The organism is Pseudomonas sp. IT-P258, assembly GCF_949767825.1.
In the GTDB taxonomy this organism is placed as follows: domain Bacteria; phylum Pseudomonadota; class Gammaproteobacteria; order Pseudomonadales; family Pseudomonadaceae; genus Aquipseudomonas; species Aquipseudomonas monachiensis.
This window is the reverse complement of record NZ_CATKPU010000014.1, coordinates 1-19230: the sequence shown is the minus strand read 5'-3', so window position 1 is coordinate 19230 and position 19230 is coordinate 1. Positions and strand designations below refer to the sequence as shown.

Genomic DNA, 19230 nt, shown 5'->3' with positions numbered 1-19230 from the left:
CCCACACTGATGTGTGGTGTCAGGCCTTGCCGGGCCAGGCGCTGACGAATTCGGCGAGATCGACTTTCTCCGCCACTCGCGGTTCTTTCTGCGGCGTGCCCAGATACAGGAAGGCAATCACCTCTTCCCCTTCTGCCAGGCCCAAGCCCTTGGCCACATGGGCCGAGTAAGCCAGGTCACCGGTACGCCACACCGCGCCAATGCCCTGCGCATAGGCCGCGAGCAAAATCCCGTGGGCCGCGCAGCCCGCCGCCAGCAATTGCTCGGACTTCGGATATTTGACGTGATCCTGCACGCGAGCAATCACAACCACCACCAACGGTGCCCGCAACGGACCACTGCGCGCCTTGTCGATGGCAGCTTCGCCGACTTCGCTGTCTGAAAGTTTCGCAGCTTCAGCCAGCAGCTCGCCCATCTGCTCACGCGCCGCGCCTTCCACCGTCAGGAAACGCCAAGGCTGCAAGTGACCGTGATCCGGAGCGCGCATGGCGGCGCCAAACAGCACCTCGCGCTGCTCGGCGGTAGGTGCCGGGTCAATCAGTCGCGGAACGGAAACACGGTTGAGCAAAGCGTCGAGAGCCTGCATCGGCCACCTCCTGAAAAATATGTGCGGCTATTCTAGCGGTAACTGCTGCAGCAGTGCCGGTTTACATGCCCTGCCCCGCAGGTAGAATGGCGCCCTTCCACTATCAGCCGAGCGGACCTCATGGCGTTGCCGACCTTACGGATCATTGGTTTCATCATCGGCATCTTCCTGATCACGCTGGCGATCTCCATGGTCGTGCCCATGGCCACGCTGGTCGTTTTCGACCGCACCAGCGATCTGCCGTCGTTCCTCTGGGCCAGCATGATTACCTTTGTCGCCGGTTTGGCGCTGGTGATTCCGGGGCGCCCGGAACACATTCACCTGCGCCCCCGGGACATGTACCTGCTCACCGTCAGCAGTTGGCTGGTGGTGTGCATCTTCGCCGCGCTGCCGTTCCTGCTGACCCAGCACATCAGCTACACCGACTCATTCTTCGAAAGCATGTCCGGCATCACCGCCACTGGTGCAACCGTACTCAGCGGCCTGGACACTATGTCCCCGGGCATCCTGATGTGGCGCTCGTTGCTGCACTGGCTCGGCGGCATCGGCTTCATCGGCATGGCGGTGGCGATCCTGCCGCTGTTGCGCATCGGTGGCATGCGACTGTTCCAGACCGAATCTTCGGACCGCTCCGAAAAGGTCATGCCCCGTTCGCACATGGTGGCGCGCCTGATTGTTGCGACTTACGTCGGCATCACTATTGTCGGCAGCCTGGCGTTCTGGTGGGCCGGGATGAGCCTGTTCGACGCCATCAACCATGCGATGTCGGCGATCTCCACCGGCGGTTTCTCCACCTCCGACCAGTCCTTGGCCAAGTGGCCGGAGCCTGCGGTGCATTGGGTCGCGATCGTCATCATGATTCTCGGTGCCCTGCCGTTCACCCTGTATGTCTCCACGTTGCGTGGTAACCGTCGTGCGCTGATCAAGGATGAACAGGTTCAAGGCCTGCTCGGCATGCTGCTGGTGACCTGGCTGGTGCTCGGCACCTGGTATTGGTGGACTACCCAGCTGCATTGGCTGGAGGCATTGCGGCATGTGGCGCTGAACGTGACGTCGGTAGTGACCACCACCGGTTTTGCACTGGGGGACTACAGCCTGTGGGGCAATTTCTCGCTGATGCTGTTCTTCTACCTGGGGTTTGTCGGCGGTTGCTCCGGATCGACCGCCGGCGGGATCAAGATTTTCCGCTTCCAGGTGGCCTATATCCTGCTCAAGGCCAACCTTAACCAGCTGATTCACCCGCGGGCGGTGATCAAGCAGAAGTACAACGGTCACCGCCTCGACGAAGAAATCGTGCGGTCGATCCTGACCTTTTCGTTCTTCTTTGCGATCACCATCTGTGTGATTGCGCTGCTGCTGTCGCTGCTCGGCGTGGACTGGATGACCGCCCTCACTGGCGCAGCCAGTACGGTGTCCGGTGTCGGCCCGGGGCTCGGCGAAACCATCGGCCCGGCGGGCAACTTCGCCACCCTGCCGGATGCCGCCAAGTGGATTCTCTCGTTCGGCATGCTACTGGGCCGGCTGGAGATCATTACGGTGTTTGTGCTTTGTATTCCGGCATTTTGGCGTCATTGATCGCGTCAGCCGATTGCATCAGCCGCATCCGGTACTCACCGGGTGTGGCATCGAACCAGCGCCGAAATGCACGGAAGAAGTTGCTCGGATCGGCAAACCCCAGCAAGTAGGCAATTTCCAGCAAGGTCATGTTCGGTTGCGCCAGGTACTGCTCGGCCAGTTCACGCCGGGTATCGTCCAGCAGCGCCTGAAAACTCGTGCCCTCTTCCTGCAAGCGCCGTTGCAAGGTGCGCTGGGACAGATGCAGCGTCTGCGCCACGGTGTCGCGCTTGGGCTCGCCTTGGGGCAACAGGCGGCACAACACCTGCCGCGCCTTGTGGGTTACGCGACTTTCGGAAAATCGCGCCAGGTACTCACCGGCAAAGCGGTCATGCAGCAGCGCCATGGCCTCGTTGGCCGTTGGCAGCGGCGCTTCCATATCGGCGCGCTCGAAAATCAGCGCATCGTAAGGCGCGTTGAACACCAGCGGTGCATGGAAGGCTTGCTTATAGGGCTCCAGGTTGGCCGGCTCGGCACCCTGCAGCAACACTTTGCGTGGTTGCAACGTACGCCCGGTCAACCAGCTGCACAGCGCCAAGGCACAGGCCAGCGAAGCTTCGGCGCTTTGCCGGGTCGGCGGCAGATGATCGCCATGGACCGTCAGAATCAGCGCGTAGCCTTCTTCCAGCAGCTTGAAACTCAGGTCGGCACTTTCGGCAATGATCCGCTGATAGCGCACCAGACGCTGAAAGCCTTCGGCGAGAGTCTGGCTGGACATCAAAGCGTAACCGGCCACATGAAACTGCGCCGGTCGCACCACCTTGCCCATGTTCAGGCCGATGGCCGGATTGCCGGACAGCTCGACCGCGCGCTGCCACAGCCGTGTCATGGAATCTTGCGGGAAGCGTGCGTCCGGATCGTCCAGTGCCGCGTAGTCGAGCCCCAGCTGCTTGAACAGGGCCCGGCAATCCAGGCCGTCCATCTCCAGCGCTTTGACAATCCCCATCGCCCAGCTTGCAGAAGTCGTTCGTTCGCTCATGGCGTTTTCTTACATGGTGGCCGCATGCTACGGCTATTGACCGAAGGATACTAAAGTGGCGCCTATTGTCAGTGGCTGATGCCATTGATCACTCTAGACTCAAATAAACTACCCGCAGAACAACTTGCAGCAAGAACAATAACCACAGAGATCGCTGTCGTGGAAAACGTCAAACGATTCAACAGCTTCGCTGAGTTCTATCCTTACTACCTCAGTGAGCACAGCAACAGCACCTGTCGCCGTTTACATTTTATCGGCACGACCCTGGTTATCTTGATTCTGACGCTGACCATTGGTCGCGGAGCCTGGATGCTGTTGTGGGCCCTGCCACTGGCAGGCTACAGCTTTGCCTGGGTCGGGCATTTCTTCTTCGAGAAGAACCGCCCGGCCACGTTTCAACACCCCTTCTATAGCCTGCTCGGCGATTTTGTCATGTACCGGGACATGGTCCTGGGGCGCGTTCCGTTCTAGCTGACATCCGTCACAAGAGAGTTGCCGATGAATGCCAATGCCCGCTTCACCCACATGAAGGACGGCACTCAGGAGGACTGGGCGATCATCGCCGCGGACTTCAGTGCCTACGCAAGACAATTGCCTGTACGGATCGTGGCGCACCTGAAGTTGCTGGAGGGTGATTTTGGCGGCTTCCCGGTGGATCGCCTGACCCACTCCCTGCAAACCGCCACCCGCGCCTGGCGCGATGGTCGCGACGAAGAGTACGTGGTCTGCGCCCTGCTCCACGATATCGGCGACACCCTGGGCTCCTACAATCACCCGGACATCGCGGCGGCGATCCTCAAGCCGTTCGTCAGCGCCGAGAACTTGTGGATGGTGGAAAAGCACGGGATTTTCCAGGGCTACTACTTCTTCCATCACCTGGGCATGGACCGGCATCTGCGCGAGCAATTCCAGGAGCATCCGCAGTACCAGGCGACCGTCGAATTCTGCGCCAGATACGATGCAGCGGCGTTTGATCCGGTGTACGACACGCTGCCGTTGAGCTTTTTCGAGCCGATGATGGAGCGCTTGTTTGCGCACCCCAGGAACTCGATCTACAAGGCGGCGATGGAAGAACATTCGCCAACCTCATGACCTATGGCGACCGTTGTGGCGAGGGGGCTTGCCCCCGTTGGGCTGCGCAGCAGCCCTAAAGCCATTCACCGCAGAACGCCAGATAGATCGCACTCCTAGGTTCACGGCGGCTTCGCCACCGAACGGGGGCAAGCCCCCTCGCCACAAAAAACAAATCAATCAAGCCAACTCCGTAACCCTGGCCGCCTTCAACTGCGCCTCGCGCGCCTGGGCATCCGCCAGGCGATACAACTCGATCGAACCATCCCAGTGCTCGATCAGGGCGGTGCACGATTCCACCCAGTCGCCGCAATTGAGGTAGTCCACCTCGCCGACCTTGCGAATCTCGGCATGGTGAATGTGCCCGCACACCACACCGTGCAGCTCGCGCTTGACGCATTCATGGGCGATGGCTTCTTCGAAGTCGCTGATAAAGCTGACCGCGGTTTTCACCTTGTGCTTGAGGTAGGCCGACAGCGACCAGTAGCCGTAGCCATATCGCGCGCGCCAATGATTGAGCCAGCGGTTGAGGGTCAGGGTGAATTCGTAGGCCGAGTCACCGAGAAACGCCAGCCAGCGATGATAACGGGTGATCACATCGAACTGGTCGCCATGGATCACCAGCAGGTGCCGGCCGTCGGCGGTGACGTGCACGACTTCGTCGACCAACTGGATATTGCCCAGGATCAGCTTCGAATAGCGGCGCAGGAATTCGTCGTGGTTGCCGGTGACGTAGATCACCTCCGTGCCGCGCTTGCTCATGGTCAGCAGGCGACGGATGACGTTGGTGTGCGCTTGCGGCCAGTACATGCCGCCGCGCAGTTTCCAGCCGTCGATGATGTCGCCGACCAGATAGATCTTGTCTGCGTGGTAGCCCTTGAGAAACCGCGACAGGTGTTCAGCCTGGCAATCCCGGGTGCCCAAATGCACGTCGGAAATCCATAAAGTCCGTACGCGTTGCTTACGGGTGGGTTTGGCGAGCTCGGCGCTGGTCATGGGCAACCCTCTGGCAAGTTTTGCCAAGTCTGCCCCGAGCCGGTTAATGGTCCATGACAGCGTCAAGTCAGTCCTGTGACAGCGCTTACAGGCCCGCTCGGTGTAGACTGACGCCCTGAGCCGGGAGACCCGCGATGAGACCGATCCTCACGCTTCGCCAATACAGCCACGACCTGATCGTCCACAGCCACGAACACGCGCAACTGGTGTTCGGGCTTTCTGGCGCCCTGGATTTCGAGGTCGACGGGCGTGGCAGCCAGGTGGTCCGGCAGAGTTTCGTGGTGGTGCCCTCCGGAGCGCATCACGCCTGTGGCAGCGCCAATGGCAGCCGCTGCCTGGTGCTGGATGTGCCAAGCGAACAATGGGTTGCCCAGTCGTTGGGCGATCACGCCGAGCCCAGCCGACGCCTGCTCGACAACGCCGGGCGCCTGCCCCTGAATGCCGGGCAAAGCCAATTGGTCAGTTGGCTGGCGAACAGTCCGGTGGATGATCCGCTGATCGCTCAACAAGGCGCGGTGCTGTTGCTGGCCAGTCTCAACAACGCCAGGCCCGAAGCCGTCGGCGGTCGGCGTCTGCCCTATGCGGCGCTGGACGCGCACATCGATCAGTACGCGGCATACCCGCTGCAAGTGGCCGACCTGGCCCGGGTGGCCGGTCTTTCCAGTGCCCGTCTGCATGCACGGTTCGTGGCCGAATGCGGGCAGACGCCCATGGACTACATCCGCAGCCGACGCCTGCACATCGCGGTGGGCTTGCTGCGCAACTCGGCACTGCCCATCGGCGAAATTGCCAGCCGTGTCGGCTACAGCTCCCAGAGTGCCTTCGCGGCGGCGGTACTGCGCGAGTTCGGGGCATCGCCCGGAAAACTGCGGCGCGAGACTGGCGACAAATAACGCGAGTTTGCCGACAGACACAACGGGGCAACACGGCTCAATGTAGGAGCTGCCGAAGGCTGCGATCTCTTGACGTTGTTTTTCAAGATCAAGATCAAAGATCGTCCGAACGCGGCCCGAGCCTTCGGCAGCTCCTACATGATTTTACTGTTAAGGATTGCAATGACTCCCCGTACCGCCCTTGGCGCCTTGCATATCGGCGCATTGATGTTCGGCCTGACTGGCGTGTTCGGCAAACTGGCCGCCGCGTCCCCGGCGATCATCGTGTTCGGCCGTGCCGCCTTTGCGGTGCTCGCGCTGGCGTTTTTTGCACGGTTCGCCAGCCAGACGCGCTGGCAGAAACTCGAGGCCGTGGACTGGCGTCGACTGCTGCTCAGCGGCTTGTTGCTGGCCGGACACTGGGTGAGCTTCTTCATTGCCGTGAAAGTCGCAGGCGTGGCGATAGCGACGCTCGGTTTCGCCAGCTTCCCGGCCTTTACCGTGATCCTCGAAGGGCTGATCTTCCGCGAGCGCATTCGCGCCAATGAGATTGTGCTGGTGCTGCTGGTGAGTGTCGGCCTGGTGTTGGTCACGCCCGACTTTGACTTGGCCAGCGGCGCCACCACCGGCTTGCTGTGGGCCGTGGGTTCCGGTTTGTTGTTCGCCCTGCTGTCACTGACCAACCGTGCCAGTTCCGGTCGAGTCCCGCCGGTCCAGGCGGCGCTGTGCCAGAACGTGGTGGTTGCCCTGTGCCTGCTGCCGGTGGCGGCGCCTCAATTGAGCGAAGTGCGCGCCATCGACTGGCTGTGGATCGGCCTGCTTGGTGTGTTCTGTACCGGTGTAGCCCACAGCCTGTTCGTCGCCAGCCTCGCGGTGATCAAGGCTCGCACTGCCGCCGTAGTGTTCGCCCTGGAGCCGGTCTACGGCATCACCGTCGCCTGGTTGCTGTTCAACGAAAACCCGACCCTGCGCATGTTGCTGGGGGGCGCGCTGATCATTGTGGCGATTGTGGTGTCCAGCCGGTTCTCAAGTGGCACAAGCAAGAAGGCCGTTGCAGCCGAGGCCGCGTCTCACTGAATGCGGTCGTTGTGCCCCAGGTCGCGGTCCGGGTCGATCTGGTCACGGACCCGCTGCTTGAGTACCTTGGCCTCGGGGAAGCCTCCGTCCGCCTTGCGCTCCCAGATCTGTACGGCGTCACAGTAGATATGAAAGACCCCGCCGGTGCCCGGCACCAGAGAGACTTTGCCCAAATCATCACCAAAGGTGCTGAGCAGTTCCTGGGCCAGCCAGGCCGCACGCAACAGCCATTGGCATTGCGTGCAATAGGTGATGATGATTTCCGGTTTGCTGACGGTCATGATGGGGCCTGACTCCAGAGTTTGACGACGCCGCTATGATAGCCCGACCGGTGACTGTCGAGACGGCGGAGCGAATGGCGTTTCCAACTCGAACTCTGGCTCGATCATGGCCGGAGCAGCCGGCTGCGGGTTCCCGCTGGGGCTGATCAGGTCCCAACTCGACGCCAAGGAAAACTCCTCCAGGTTGAGCCGGTACTCATCATCAATGGTGGATTCACCGGACATCGCCAAACCCGGAACCACCGCCACGGCAGCAGCGACCGAGGTGGAACGACTGCTGTCGACCCACTCAAGCTCATCGTTGGCCGGTACCGCGACGGGTTGCCTGACGGTGGGCCACGTCACTGGCTCGGCATAAAGCTCCGCCAGCGGTTCCGGCTGCAACGGCAGCGCCTCTGAAGCTGCGGCCTGATGTTGCTGGCGCCGGCGGCGAACAAACCAGCCCAGCGCCAGCAACGCTATCAGGGCCGACATACCGGCAATCGGCAGCCAGCCAAACCCGGTTTTTTCAGCAATGGCGGGGGCTGGCGGCACTGCGTCGGAGGCAATGGGTTGAGCCTTTACCTTCTTGAGCTCCGCCAGTTGGGTGTGCAGTTCGGCCAACTGTTTTTTCTGGCTGGCGATCAACTCATCCTGGCCTTGAAGCTTCGCGTTGAGCTCATCGACCGTGGTTTGCAACTCGTGGTTTTGCAGGGTGCTGGCGGCCAGTTGTTCGATAGCGGGATCAACAACGGCGACGTCCGTTTCTGGCGGTGCCTTGACCACGGGTGACGGCGCCAGGACCGGTTGAACACGGGGAAATGCGGACGCCGGGGAGATGGAAACCGCTTCATCGGCGGCGGGAACAACCCCTGGCGCACCCGGCGGATCGATCAAAACCGTGTACTCGCGCAACAATCGCCCATTCGGCTGATTGAGCTGCACAAGGAAATTCAGGAAGGGTTCATTGACCGGCTTGGCGGAGGTCACCTGGATCACGCGGCGATTACCGCGCAGCACCGGAGTGAACTTCAGGTCGTTGAGGAAAAATGCCCGGTCGACCCCGGCACGGCTGAACTCGTCTGCCGTTGCCAGGCTCACCGACAGCTGGTTTTCCTCCAGGCCGGCGGTATCCACCAGTGTGATATCGGCACGCAGCGGTTGATTCAGCGCCGAATGCAGGGTGATTTCACCCAGGCCCAGCGCAGGCGCCCATGCTGAGTATGTGACAGCAGCCCCGGCCAGCAACCACTGAGAACCACCGCGTAAAACCAATCGCCAACACTTGAGCATGAGCATCCTTGAGATCTACAGAAACCATCCGCACGGGTTCGTACATCCGTTACGAACACGATATTGCCGAGTAGTTCTTATAGTCTGCCCGATGCGGTCTCTCATAAACCTGGCGTTCGGTTATGCCTCAAGACTTTTCAAGGTTACCCAGGATGTGCCCGTGAACCCGCATGCACACCTTCAAATCCGCCTCATCAACGCCTTCGAACAGTTCGTGACGCAGTTGCGTGGCAATGGTTTCAATTTGTTCGATCAGGGGACGCGCCGGCGCGCAGAGCACGATTTTCTTCGCCCGACGGTCTTCCAGCACTGCCTGGCGTTGCACCAGGCCCTGGCTTTCCAGGCTGTCGAGCAAGCGGGCCAGGGTCGGGCCTTCGACGCCGACGCTTTGTGCCAGCTCACGCTGGGTCGGTGCTTCTTCGAAACGGGCCAGGTGCAGCAGCACCAGCCAGCGTGCCTGGGACAAGCCCATGCCCGCCAGTCGGCGGTCCAGTTCGGCACGCCAGCCACGGGACATCTGGGCCAATTGCATGCCAAAGCGGTGTTGATCGGTTAACGGCATAAAACACTCATGATTAGACTGAAATAAATAAAAACTAATTATTAGTCAGCTAAGCATGAGCCTCGATTTGAGGCAAGGCTTGATCTGTAGTGAATCGTTACATCAGCACGCAGATGTCTCAAATCTCGAATTCCGACTGCAAGGCCGCCCGAACGCAGTACAACACCCCTTCCGGCACCCTGCCTGCGAACAGTGCGGCGATCTCGGAAACCGGCGGCAACTCGCCTTCGCCGTCGAGGAAGGCGTCCTGCACTTCACCCATCAGGTCTTCAGGCAGATCCAGCGCCTGCTCCAACGACAACTGCTGCTTGCCGATCGCTTCGGCCAGCATGGTGTAGACATTCTTTTCCGAGCACTGCAACTGACCGGCGATCTGTACCGGTGTCATGCCGGCCCGCGCCAACGTAATCAGTTCGTGACGTACATCGGCCACCGGTTTCGGCGCCTCGACCTGCCCGCCGAGCACTTCGAGGAAAGCCTCGCCGTAACGCTCCAGCTTGCGCGCGCCGACACCGCTGACAGTGGCCATTTCCGCCAGCGAGGTCGGCTGGCTGCGCAGCATCTCCAACAAGGTCGAGTCGGGGAAGATGACGTACGGCGGCACGCCATGTTCTTCGGCGAGCTTGCGACGCAGGGCGCGCAAGGCTTCCCATTGTTCGCGCTCTTCGCCACGGACCAGCTGGCTCGCCTGGCTCTTGCTGCTTTTCGCCACGGTTTGCGCCTTGAGATCGCGGCGCAGCTCCAGGGTCACTTCGCCCTTGAGCAGCGGCCGGCAACTGTCGCTCAGGCGCAAGCCGCCGTAGCCTTCGAGGTCGATGTCCGCCAGACCACGGGCCACCAGTTGGCGGAACAGCGAGCGCCATTCGCCCTCCGCCATCGTCTTGCCAACTCCATACACCGACAGGTGCTGATGGCCGAAGCTGCGGACTTTTTCGTTGTCCTTGCCCAGCAATACATCCACCAGGTGCCCGACGCCGTAGCGCTGACCGGTGCGGTAGATCGCCGACAGCGCCTGACGCGCCGGCTCGGTGGCATCCCAGGTCTGCACGCCGTCGACGCAGTTGTCGCAATGACCGCAAGGCTCGGGCATGTCTTCGTCGAAGTAGGCCAGCAGCGTTTGCCGACGGCAGCGGGTTTCTTCGCAGAGCGAGAGCATGGCGTCGAGCTTGTGCTGTTCCAGGCGCTTGTGACGCTCGTCGCCTTCGGAGTTCTGCAACATCTGCTTGAGCATCACCACGTCTTGCAGGCCATAGGCCATCCAGGCATCCGCCGGCAGGCCGTCACGGCCGCCACGACCGGTTTCCTGGTAATAGGCCTCAAGGGATTTCGGCAAATCGAGATGCGCGACGAAACGCACATTGGGCTTGTCGATACCCATGCCGAACGCCACGGTGGCGACCATGATCAGGCCTTCCTCGTTGAGGAAGCGTTTCTGATGGTAGGCCCGCAGATCGTTGGGCAGGCCGGCGTGGTATGGCAACGCCGGGAAGCCTTGCTCGCTGAGGAACGCGGCGACTTCCTCGACTTTCTTGCGCGACAGGCAATACACGATGCCCGCATCGCTACGACGCTCGGCGAGGAATGCCAGCAACTGCTTGCGCGGTTGTTCCTTGGGCACGATGCGATAAAAGATGTTCGGCCGGTCGAAGCTCGACAGGAAGCGCTCGGCGTCTTGCAGGTGCAGGCGGGTGACGATTTCTTCCCGGGTGCGCTTGTCGGCCGTGGCGGTCAGGGCGATGCGCGGCACGTCGGGAAACATTTCCGCCAACTGGCCCAGCTGCAGGTATTCCGGGCGGAAATCGTGGCCCCATTGCGATACGCAGTGTGCTTCGTCGATGGCGAACAGGGCGATGTCCAGCCCCTGCAGGAAGGACAGCATGCGCGGCTGGACCAGACGTTCCGGCGCCAGGTAGAGCATTTTCACTTCACCGCGGCGGATGCGGACGGCGAGGTCGCGCTGCTGCTCGGCACTGAGGGTGGAGTTCAACGCGGCGGCGGCCACGCCCAGCTCTTCGAGAGTGGCGACCTGATCGTCCATCAGTGCGATCAGCGGCGAGACCACCACGGCCAGGCCTTCGCGCAACAACGCCGGGACCTGGAAGCACAGGGACTTGCCGCCACCGGTAGGCATCAGGACCAGGGCATCGCCGCCACTGGCCACGCGCTCAATGATTGCACCCTGGCGGCCACGGAAACTGTCGTAGCCGAAGATGTCCTTGAGGACGCGTTGAGCCTGTTCGAGCATAGAAACTCCAAAAATCACCGAAACATCCCTGCAAGGCTGGTTCAGAACCTGCGACGCTGCACCGATAAATCGTAAGTGCGCATTGCATGACGCTTCACATTTCAGCCGTGACGCCAGCAGGGCATCACAAAACGCGCGAGTATACCCGAGCCCCGTCCGGCAAAGGGCACCGCTGATAAGAGGGAATGGACATGATTCTCTGTAGGAGCTGCCGAAGGCTGCGATCTTTTGATTTTGTTTTTTAAAGCCAGGATCAAAAGATCGCAGCCTTCGGCAGTTCCTACCGGGAAAGGCGGTGGAGTCGGGAGGCAAATATGCCGTGCGGCTGGCCCAAGTGCTCAAGAAGGCCTAGAATTCCCGCATCGAACATTCCCCAAGGTAGTCCTTTAATGTCCTTCGCTGAGCAACTAACCCGCCTGCAAGTCTTCCTCGACGCTGATGAACTGCATGACGAGGCGCTGGACTACGTGGCCGCCCACGGCTACCTCACCGCGCTGTCGATCTGTTCCGAAACCGTTCCTGACCGTGAGTGGATCGACGCGCTGTTCGCCGAAGAACCGCATTACAGTGGCGAAGCCCAGCGTGAAGAGATCGAAGCCACGCTGATCGGCCTCAAGGCCCACATCGCTCGCCAGCTGGCCTCCGATGAAGAGTTCGAGCTGCCATGCGACCTGGACCTGGGCGACGACCCGGATGATTCCGACCTGCGCGGCTGGTGCATCGGCTTCATGGAAGGTGTATTCCTGCGCGAAGCGGCCTGGTTCGAAAGCGCCGAAGAAGAAGTCAGCGAAATGCTGTTGCCGATCATGGTCGGTTCGGGCCTGTTCGACGAGCAGCCGGAGTTCGAAGACATCGCCAAAGATGCCAACCTGATGGACGACATGATCGTACAGATCCCGGAAGCCCTGACCGCGCTGTATCTACTGTGCAACGCACCAGACGAAAAACCGGCGATTCTCAAGCCTCGCCACCACTAAGGTCCTGCCTATGGACAACCCCATAGGCAACCGCCCCCTGATGTTGCGCTACGTGCTGCTGGCCATCGGCTGGCTGAGCGTAGCGCTGGGGGTGATCGGGATTTTCCTGCCGGTATTGCCCACCACCCCTTTCCTGCTACTGGCGGCCGCCTGCTTCGCCCGCAGTTCCCCGCGCTTTTATCAATGGCTGGTCGAGCATCCACGGCTTGGCCCGTGGATCCGCGACTACCTCGATGGCAACGGCATTCCGCTCAGGGGCAAGGTCTACGCCATTGGCCTGATGTGGGCGAGCATCCTGCTCTCCTGCTACCTGGTACCGCAGCCTTGGGCACGGTGCTTCATGCTGACCAGTGCAGTACTCGTGACCATCTACATCCTCAAGCAGAAAACCCTGCATAAATCCTGAAGTCGCCCTTGGCCCTTTGTGGCGAGCCCCGTCCGACGACCTGCCCTCCCGCGCCCAAAACACCACCTAAACTTCACCCACCTACACTCGAGCAGCCAGACATGGCCCGCAGTCTGCGTAGTCCAGGATGGCCAACGCTCCGACTTCGGCTCGGCGGCGGGTTGCTGCTGGCTGGTTTGCTACTGACCGTATTCAACGGGGTCCGGGCTGACTGGGATTTTGCGCGGATTCTGCAAACCGTTGAAAAACAATACGGCCCGCTCGGAGCGGCACGAAGTCGGATCGAGGCCTGGAGTCAAATGCTGCAAAGTACACGCGGCGCTCCCGAACGCGAGCAGCTCAACGCGGTGAACCGCTTCTTCGATCAGCAGTTGGACTTCCAGGACGACATGCGCATCTGGCAACAGACCGATTACTGGGCCACGCCCGTCGAAGCCCTGATCAAGGGCGCCGCCGATTGCGAGGACTACGCCCTGGCGAAGTATTTCAGCCTGCGCCGGCTCGGTATTCCCAGTGAAAAACTGCGCATCACCTACGTCAAGGCCTTGAGCCAGAACCAGGCGCACATGGTGCTGACGTTCTACAGCACTCCCACGAGTGACCCACTGGTGCTGGACAACCTGATCGGCGATATCCGCCCCGCCTCCCAACGCAAAGACTTGCTACCGGTATACGCCTTCAACGCCGAAGGCCTGTACCTGCCGGGCAAGAATGGCGGCCAGCGCAGCGGCGACTCGAAAAAGCTGTCGCGCTGGCAGGAAGTGTTGAAAAAGATGCAGGCCGAAGGGTTCGACATCGGCGACGGCTAACCGCCTTGGCAAGGAGCGAAGCATGACACTGCGTAAACAGTTGTTCCTGGCCATCTGTCTGTTCCTGCTGGTGGCGTTCAGCGGCAGTTTTTTTGCCAGCCTGGAAAGCTCCCGCGAACAAACGCTCAGCCAACTGCGTGCCCACGCCCAGGACGCGGCCACCGCGCTGGGGCTGTCGCTGACGGCACAGGTCGATGACCCGGCAATGATGGAACTGATGGTCAGTTCGATTTTCGACAGCGGCTATTTCAGCAGCATTCGCGTCATCAGGCTCAAGGATCAGCAAACCCTGGTGGAACGCACTGCACCGACGAAAATCAAGGGTGTGCCTGACTGGTTCGTCAACCTGGTCGACCTGCGCCCGGAAGGTGGCGATGCCTTGATCATGCGCGGCTGGGAACAACTGGCACGGGTCGAAGTGCTGAGCAATCCGCAATTCGCCCTGGCCAAGCTCTGGGACGGCACCCTCGGCAGCCTGATCTGGTTGCTGTTGTGCGGGCTGTTCAGCGCCGTGATTGGAGGATGGATGCTGCGCCGGCAATTTCGCCCACTCGACAGCATGGTCCGACAAGCCGAGGCCATCAGCAAACGCGAGTTTATCAGCCTGCCGAAACTGCCACGCACACCGGAACTGAAACGGGTGGTGCTGGCGATGAACCAGATGGTCGAGAAGCTCAAGGCGCTGTTCGTCGAGGAGGCTGCGCGCAGCGAAAAACTGCGGGCCGAATCCTATCTGGACAGCCTCACCGGCCTGGCCAACCGACGCCTGCTCGACGAGCAACTGGCCGACCATTTACGCGTGTGCGAACAGAGCCGAGATGGCCATTTGCTGATGTTGCGAATCAACGACCTGAACGGCCTCAATCAACGCCTGGGTGGCCAACGGACTGACGCGCTGATCACTGCCGTCGGCGAATTGCTCAAGCGCCTGACTCAATTGCCGGAGCGTCGAACCTGGCTGGCGGCGCGCAATCGTGGCGGCGAATTCAGCCTGCTGACACCGGGCCTGGATGCTGAAAGTGCCGCGCGCCTGGCCGCCGATGTCAGCGTCAGCCTGGAGAACCTGCGCCTGACCGGTGCCAGCGATTGCATGCCGGTCGCCCATCTGGGCGTTGTCGCCTACCGCCCCGGTGAGCCGATCAGCACCGTACTCCTGCGCCTTGATCAGGCGCTGACGGAGTCGCGGCAACATCCCGAACGCCCCTGGGTCCATTTGAGTCATCGTGACACGGCACCGAATCACTCCCAGCACGACTGGCGCACCTGGATCGACGATGCCTTGACCGAAGGCAAAATGCAGTTGTACTTCCAGCCCGTCGTGCAATGCACCGACACCCGCCAGGTGCTGCATCACAAAGTGCTCGCACGCCTGCTCGACCCGCAGGGCGAGGCGATTGCCGCCGGGCATTTCCTGCCGTGGATCGAGCGTCTCGGCTGGTCGGGACGGTTCGACCTGGCGATGCTCGAAGCCACGCTGGACGACCTGGTGGTCAACCGCAGGCCTTTGGCACTGAGCCTGTACGGGAGCACCCTGCGCGATCCGGTGCAATGGCGAACAATCCTCGATCTGCTCGACTCCCTGCCGGAACTGGCGCCGTTGCTGATCCTGGAAATCGACGAACGCCAGTTACCTTCCCCCGAAGTGCTGCAAAACCTTTGCAGCTCATTGCTCAAGACCGGTTACCGAATCGGCCTGCAACACTTTGGCGGGCGCTTCAGTCAGATCGGCAACCTGACCCAATTGGGCCTGGCGTACCTGAAAATCGATGGGGCCTACATTCGCAACATCGACGAGCAGCCTGACAAGCGGCTGTTCATCGACGCGATCTTCCGCGCGACCCACAGCATTGATTTGCCGCTGATTGCGGAAATGGTCGAGACCCGTGGGGAACTGGAGGTAATCAGGGAGTTGGGAATATTCGGGGCCATGGGTCGATTGATCGGGGCGCCAGAGCCGATGTGATAATGGGTACATCGAGGGTCAGTAACCCCTGACCGGACATCGACCTTTGTCCCGGGCAAAAAAACCCGCCCCCTTCCCGGGGTGGCGGGTTTTTTGGCAGGTTTCAGGTCACACCGTATCCACCTTCAACGAATGATCATTGAGCATGCCGTTGATAATGGTCGCTGTGTCATGCCCGCCCGCGATCACCCCACCCGCCCCCGGCGTAACACCGTAGTGGCTGGCCAGGTCGACGCCGGCCAGGTCGATGGTCTGGTTCGGCGCGGCGCCGGCCATGGCGCTGACGTCGATGCTGGTCACTGTCGACGGCCCACTGCCGATGACGGTGAAGTGCAGGTAGTCATCCAGCGAAGCCGTGGTGCCGTTTTCCCCTTGCAGCAGTTGCGACAGGTCGAGCTTGTCGGTGCCGGGCGTGAAATCGGTGATCACGTCATGGCCACTGTTGCCCTTGAGCCACTGGAAGGTATCGGTCCCCGCCCCGCCGGTGAGGGTGTTGTTGCCCAGGCCACCGATCAGCAAGTCATCCCCGCCTCCGCCGTTGAGGATATCGTTGCCCAGGCCGCCGTTGATCACGTTGTTGGTGTTGCCTCCAGTCAGGGTGTCGTTGAAGTTCGAGCCGGTGAGGTTTTCGATACCGGTCAGGGTGTCCGAGCCCGCGCCCAGGGTGTTCTGCGCAGTGAGCAGGCTGAGGTCGACAGTCACCCCGGCGCTGGCATGGGCGTAACTGGCCGTGTCGATGCCCGTGCCGCCATCGAGGATGTCATTGCCCTGGCCGCTGAAGAGCAGATCGTTGCCGGCGCCGCCATGCAGCTCGTTGTTGCCGGAACCGGCAGTGAGCACATCGTTGCCGTCGCCGGCATTGATAATGTTGTTGCCCGTGCCCGCCACCAGTACGTCATCCCCACTGGTGCCGGTAAGGGTGTGGCCTTCCTGATAGCTGATGGTCAGGTTGGCCGAGTCGCTGCCGCCGTGGTTGTCGTTGGCGGTGTAGGTGCCGTGGTAGTCCGTGATGACGGCCTGTGCTCCGGCGTAGTTTACGGTCATGGTCAACTGATAGTTTTCCGCCGAATTCGTATCGCTGCCACTGGTGTTGGTGATGTTGGTCAGGTGGATCTGGTAAGTGCCATCCGCACTTGCGGTGATGGTGCCGCCATCGGCGATGCTGACGAACCCCCCACCGTTGAGCGAATACTCCATCGTGATGTGCCCAGGGTCCAGGTTGTGATCGAGGTTGAGCGTCTCACCCTGTTTCAGCTTGACCGTGATGAGGTCTTCATTGTTGCCATTGGAGTTGTTCGCCGCGCCAAGATAGCCACTGACCACCAGCAGCGCCGTCATGGTCGCCGCGTTGGCCTCAAAGGCGCTGCGCACGTTGGCCAGACTCTTGTTGGCGGGATTGTTGTTTTGACCGGCGAAGCTGATCGCGCCGGTTCCAGTGAAGTCCGCGTCCCCGGCGATCCAGCCGGTGTTGAACGAAGTCGGTGTCGCCGAGAGTTGATCGCCGTTGGGGTCGGTGTCGTTGGCCAGCAACAGTTCGCCCGGCACCACGACAGTGCCCGAGAGCACGTTGGTGATGACGTTATCATCAGCCGCCACTGGCGGTGCGTTCGGTATGACTTTGACCGTCAGGGTGGAGCTGGCCAGGTCGCCATCGTTGTCGCTGGCGGTGAATCCGATGTTTTCGGTAATCAACACCGACGTGGTTTTCTGCGAAATGTAGGCGTATTCACCGGTATCGAGATTGATCTGCAGGGTGCCGCTGTTGTTGGTGGAAATGCTCAACGTGTTGTCCACGGTGTTGAACGTGCCGTGGTTGAGCCCGCCGCTGAAGCTCAGCAAGCCCTGATTGCTGTTGCCGCTTGGATCGTAGGTGTAGGTGGTGCCATCCACCGTGATGGTCTTGATGAAGCCGCCATCGGCGCCGAATGTGCCACCTTCGCCCAGCAGTGAACCGGTCACCGGTGCGCCGATCACCGTGCCGGACAGCACCGAGTTGAGCTGGTTGAGGTCGGTCACCACCACCGCATTGGTGTCGGTATGGCTGCTGCCGTCATAGGCCAGTGGATTGAGGTTGGCGTTGCTCACGCCGCTGCCCAGGCCGATCGCGTAGTTCTTGATGTTGTTGGCATCGAGGAAGGTTTTCAGCGCGGTCTCGTCGGCGGTGCCGATTTCCTGGTCGGTGGTGGGCTTGCCGTCGGAGAAGAAGTAGCCGACGTTTTGCGCACCGGTGAGTTTGCCCGAGGTGTTGAACGCAGTCTGCATGGTCGCCACGGCCGCGTCGTAGTTGGTGCCGCCGTTCGCGGTGAGGCCGGCCAGCAGTGTCTTGGCGGTCGCGACATCCACCCACACCGAGGTCATGTCGGTGGCGCTGCTGCTGAAGGTGACGAGCTGCACTTTCACATCGCCCAGGTCGTCGTATTTATCCAGCAAGGCACTGATGGCCTGCTTGGCCAGGGCCAGCCGTGACAGGCTCGCGCCCGACGCGTCCAACACGCCGGAAGGGTCGGCCATGCTGCCGGAGACGTCGAGCACGATCAGCAGGTTGGAATCAATCTCCACCGCCGCCACCGAGCGATCCGTTGCCACCGCCTTGGGAACGTCATCGACGATGCTGACCACGATGGTGCTGGTGCTGCTGTTGCCCAGCGCATCGGTGGCTTTGTAGGTGAAGCTTTCACTCAGGCTGTTCGGCCCGTCGTTGGCGTTCGGCGAGGTTTTCGGTGCCGAGGTCAGGGTGTAGGTGTAGCTACCGTCGGGGTTGATCAGGATCTGCCCGTAGGTGCCGATGGCGCTGCCAACCAGGGTGTAGGTGAGCGCGCCACTGGCACCCGAGACCGAACCGACCAGGGTCCCGGACGCGGTTTCGCCCGTATTGCCCGGGTCACTGCCGGTGACCGTACCAGCGGCCAGGTCCTGCGCGCCCTGACTCAGGTCGAGGGCTTTTTCATAGACCGTCACGTCGCTGTCGGGGTTGGCCTTGATCGTGCTGTTGGCGACGTCGATGGTGATGGTGGTGGTGCTTTCATCGCCATCGGAATCACGCACGGTGTAGGTGAACGTATCCGTGGCCCCAAGATCGCCGACGGAATTCTGGTTGCTGTGATACACCGCGTTGCCGTTGGCATCGAGGGTCAGGTAACCATAGGTACCGTTGATCTGGCTACCCAGCCCACCAATGGCCGAGGTCAAGGTATTGCCGCCGGCACGTACGCCGACCACTGTCGCCGGACCATCGGCGCCGCTGACGTCGTTGCCCAGCACACTGATGTTGACGCTGCCGCCCTCCACTACCGACGACGAGTCAGGTTTGGCGCTTGGCAGGTCATCGACGATGCTGACGTCGAGGTTGCCCGTGGCAGTGGTGCCGTTGTCATCCACCACGGTCACGGCGAACTGCTCGGGCAAGGTGTTGGCGCCGTTGGCGGTCGGGTGGGCTTCGTTGTCATTGAGGGTGTAGCTGTAGCTCACGACGCCGGTCGCCGCGTTGAAGCCGGTGATGGTCAGGGTGCTGCCCAGCGGG

General features: G+C 61.3%; 17 protein-coding genes. 9 read left to right on the top strand and 8 right to left on the bottom strand.

Going from position 1 to position 19230, the window contains the following annotated elements; all coding sequences use genetic code 11:
• Positions 1–19: 19 nt before the first annotated feature.
• Positions 20–586 (bottom strand): NAD(P)H nitroreductase, encoded by a 567-nt coding sequence (locus ACM6G4_RS03660; RefSeq protein WP_056721470.1) that lies wholly within the window; start codon positions 584–586, stop codon positions 20–22.
• A gap of 120 nt (positions 587–706) precedes the next feature.
• On the opposite strand from ACM6G4_RS03660, the gene ACM6G4_RS03655 reads away from it, so the two are divergent.
• Positions 707–2161: a TrkH family potassium uptake protein gene (locus ACM6G4_RS03655; protein ID WP_056721468.1), complete on the top strand. Its 1455-nt coding sequence runs from the start codon at positions 707–709 to the stop codon at positions 2159–2161.
• Here ACM6G4_RS03655 and ACM6G4_RS03650 read toward each other — a convergent pair.
• On the bottom strand, positions 2118–3179 hold the full coding sequence (locus ACM6G4_RS03650) for an AraC family transcriptional regulator (RefSeq protein ID WP_082562887.1): 1062 nt from the start codon (positions 3177–3179) through the stop codon (positions 2118–2120). The two genes, ACM6G4_RS03655 and ACM6G4_RS03650, sit on opposite strands and share 44 nt — an antisense overlap.
• Positions 3180–3338: 159 nt before the next feature.
• On the opposite strand from ACM6G4_RS03650, the gene ACM6G4_RS03645 reads away from it, so the two are divergent.
• Complete coding sequence (locus ACM6G4_RS03645; RefSeq protein ID WP_008051185.1) at positions 3339–3650, top strand: DUF962 domain-containing protein; 312 nt, start codon at positions 3339–3341, stop codon at positions 3648–3650.
• A gap of 27 nt (positions 3651–3677) precedes the next feature.
• On the top strand, positions 3678–4271 hold the full coding sequence (locus tag ACM6G4_RS03640; protein WP_414913078.1) for an HD domain-containing protein: 594 nt from the start codon (positions 3678–3680) through the stop codon (positions 4269–4271).
• Between the two features lie 159 nt (positions 4272–4430).
• Here ACM6G4_RS03640 and ACM6G4_RS03635 read toward each other — a convergent pair whose 3' ends face one another.
• The gene (locus ACM6G4_RS03635) at positions 4431–5246 is read right to left on the bottom strand and encodes a UDP-2,3-diacylglucosamine diphosphatase (RefSeq protein ID WP_414913077.1); all 816 of its coding nucleotides are present in this window, start codon (positions 5244–5246) and stop codon (positions 4431–4433) included.
• A 134-nt stretch (positions 5247–5380) separates the two neighbouring features.
• Here ACM6G4_RS03635 and ACM6G4_RS03630 point away from each other — a divergent pair, with 134 nt between their 5' ends.
• Entirely contained in the window at positions 5381–6139 is a 759-nt protein-coding gene (locus ACM6G4_RS03630; RefSeq protein WP_414913076.1) for an AraC family transcriptional regulator, read from the top strand.
• A 162-nt stretch (positions 6140–6301) separates the two neighbouring features.
• Positions 6302–7195: a DMT family transporter gene (locus ACM6G4_RS03625; protein WP_056721458.1), complete on the top strand. Its 894-nt coding sequence runs from the start codon at positions 6302–6304 to the stop codon at positions 7193–7195.
• On the opposite strand, the gene ACM6G4_RS03620 is transcribed toward ACM6G4_RS03625, so the two are convergent.
• The 4 genes from ACM6G4_RS03620 to recQ form a co-directional block, all read right to left on the bottom strand.
• Positions 7189–7476, bottom strand: a complete 288-nt coding sequence (locus tag ACM6G4_RS03620; protein WP_414913075.1) for a SelT/SelW/SelH family protein — start codon at positions 7474–7476, stop codon at positions 7189–7191. The genes ACM6G4_RS03625 and ACM6G4_RS03620 overlap by 7 nt on opposite strands.
• A 33-nt stretch (positions 7477–7509) precedes the next feature.
• Positions 7510–8748 (bottom strand): FimV family protein, encoded by a 1239-nt coding sequence (locus ACM6G4_RS03615; RefSeq protein ID WP_414913074.1) that lies wholly within the window; start codon positions 8746–8748, stop codon positions 7510–7512.
• A 127-nt stretch (positions 8749–8875) separates the two neighbouring features.
• Positions 8876–9310, bottom strand: a complete 435-nt coding sequence (locus ACM6G4_RS03610; RefSeq protein WP_007984163.1) for a MarR family transcriptional regulator — start codon at positions 9308–9310, stop codon at positions 8876–8878.
• 118 nt (positions 9311–9428) lie between these two features.
• Positions 9429–11555 (bottom strand): DNA helicase RecQ, encoded by a 2127-nt coding sequence (gene recQ, locus ACM6G4_RS03605; protein ID WP_056721452.1) that lies wholly within the window; start codon positions 11553–11555, stop codon positions 9429–9431.
• A 389-nt stretch (positions 11556–11944) separates the two neighbouring features.
• Here recQ and ACM6G4_RS03600 point away from each other — a divergent pair, with 389 nt between their 5' ends.
• The 4 genes from ACM6G4_RS03600 to lapD all read left to right on the top strand — a co-directional run bounded on the left by ACM6G4_RS03600 (position 11945) and on the right by lapD (position 15710).
• A complete protein-coding gene (locus ACM6G4_RS03600) occupies positions 11945–12532 on the top strand; it encodes a YecA family protein (RefSeq protein ID WP_056721450.1) in 588 nt (195 codons plus the stop codon).
• A gap of 10 nt (positions 12533–12542) precedes the next feature.
• Positions 12543–12938, top strand: coding sequence for a YbaN family protein (locus ACM6G4_RS03595; protein WP_409078511.1), 396 nt, complete (start codon positions 12543–12545; stop codon positions 12936–12938).
• A 101-nt stretch (positions 12939–13039) separates the two neighbouring features.
• Positions 13040–13747: a cysteine protease LapG gene (gene lapG / locus ACM6G4_RS03590; RefSeq protein ID WP_414913073.1), complete on the top strand. Its 708-nt coding sequence runs from the start codon at positions 13040–13042 to the stop codon at positions 13745–13747.
• A 22-nt stretch (positions 13748–13769) separates the two neighbouring features.
• Positions 13770–15710 carry a cyclic di-GMP receptor LapD gene (lapD, locus tag ACM6G4_RS03585; RefSeq protein WP_056721445.1) on the top strand — a complete coding sequence of 647 codons (1941 nt, stop codon included), beginning with the start codon at positions 13770–13772 and terminating at the stop codon, positions 15708–15710.
• A 108-nt stretch (positions 15711–15818) separates the two neighbouring features.
• On the opposite strand, the gene ACM6G4_RS03580 is transcribed toward lapD, so the two are convergent.
• The coding region (locus tag ACM6G4_RS03580) for a beta strand repeat-containing protein (RefSeq protein ID WP_414913072.1) at positions 15819–19230 on the bottom strand (3412 nt) is incomplete at its 5' end.

Coding starts and splice junctions, on each gene's coding strand:
- ACM6G4_RS03660 (WP_056721470.1), bottom strand. CDS start 586: ATGCAGGCTCTCGACGCTTTGCTCAACCGTGTTTCCGTTCCGCGACTG.
- ACM6G4_RS03650 (WP_082562887.1), bottom strand. CDS start 3,179: ATGAGCGAACGAACGACTTCTGCAAGCTGGGCGATGGGGATTGTCAAA.
- ACM6G4_RS03625 (WP_056721458.1), top strand. CDS start 6,302: ATGACTCCCCGTACCGCCCTTGGCGCCTTGCATATCGGCGCATTGATG.
- ACM6G4_RS03620 (WP_414913075.1), bottom strand. CDS start 7,476: ATGACCGTCAGCAAACCGGAAATCATCATCACCTATTGCACGCAATGC.
- lapD (WP_056721445.1), top strand. CDS start 13,770: ATGACACTGCGTAAACAGTTGTTCCTGGCCATCTGTCTGTTCCTGCTG.
- ACM6G4_RS03635 (WP_414913077.1), bottom strand. CDS start 5,246: ATGACCAGCGCCGAGCTCGCCAAACCCACCCGTAAGCAACGCGTACGG.
- ACM6G4_RS03595 (WP_409078511.1), top strand. CDS start 12,543: ATGGACAACCCCATAGGCAACCGCCCCCTGATGTTGCGCTACGTGCTG.
- ACM6G4_RS03600 (WP_056721450.1), top strand. CDS start 11,945: ATGTCCTTCGCTGAGCAACTAACCCGCCTGCAAGTCTTCCTCGACGCT.
- ACM6G4_RS03630 (WP_414913076.1), top strand. CDS start 5,381: ATGAGACCGATCCTCACGCTTCGCCAATACAGCCACGACCTGATCGTC.
- ACM6G4_RS03615 (WP_414913074.1), bottom strand. CDS start 8,748: ATGCTCAAGTGTTGGCGATTGGTTTTACGCGGTGGTTCTCAGTGGTTG.
- ACM6G4_RS03655 (WP_056721468.1), top strand. CDS start 707: ATGGCGTTGCCGACCTTACGGATCATTGGTTTCATCATCGGCATCTTC.
- lapG (WP_414913073.1), top strand. CDS start 13,040: ATGGCCCGCAGTCTGCGTAGTCCAGGATGGCCAACGCTCCGACTTCGG.
- ACM6G4_RS03640 (WP_414913078.1), top strand. CDS start 3,678: ATGAATGCCAATGCCCGCTTCACCCACATGAAGGACGGCACTCAGGAG.
- ACM6G4_RS03610 (WP_007984163.1), bottom strand. CDS start 9,310: ATGCCGTTAACCGATCAACACCGCTTTGGCATGCAATTGGCCCAGATG.
- recQ (WP_056721452.1), bottom strand. CDS start 11,555: ATGCTCGAACAGGCTCAACGCGTCCTCAAGGACATCTTCGGCTACGAC.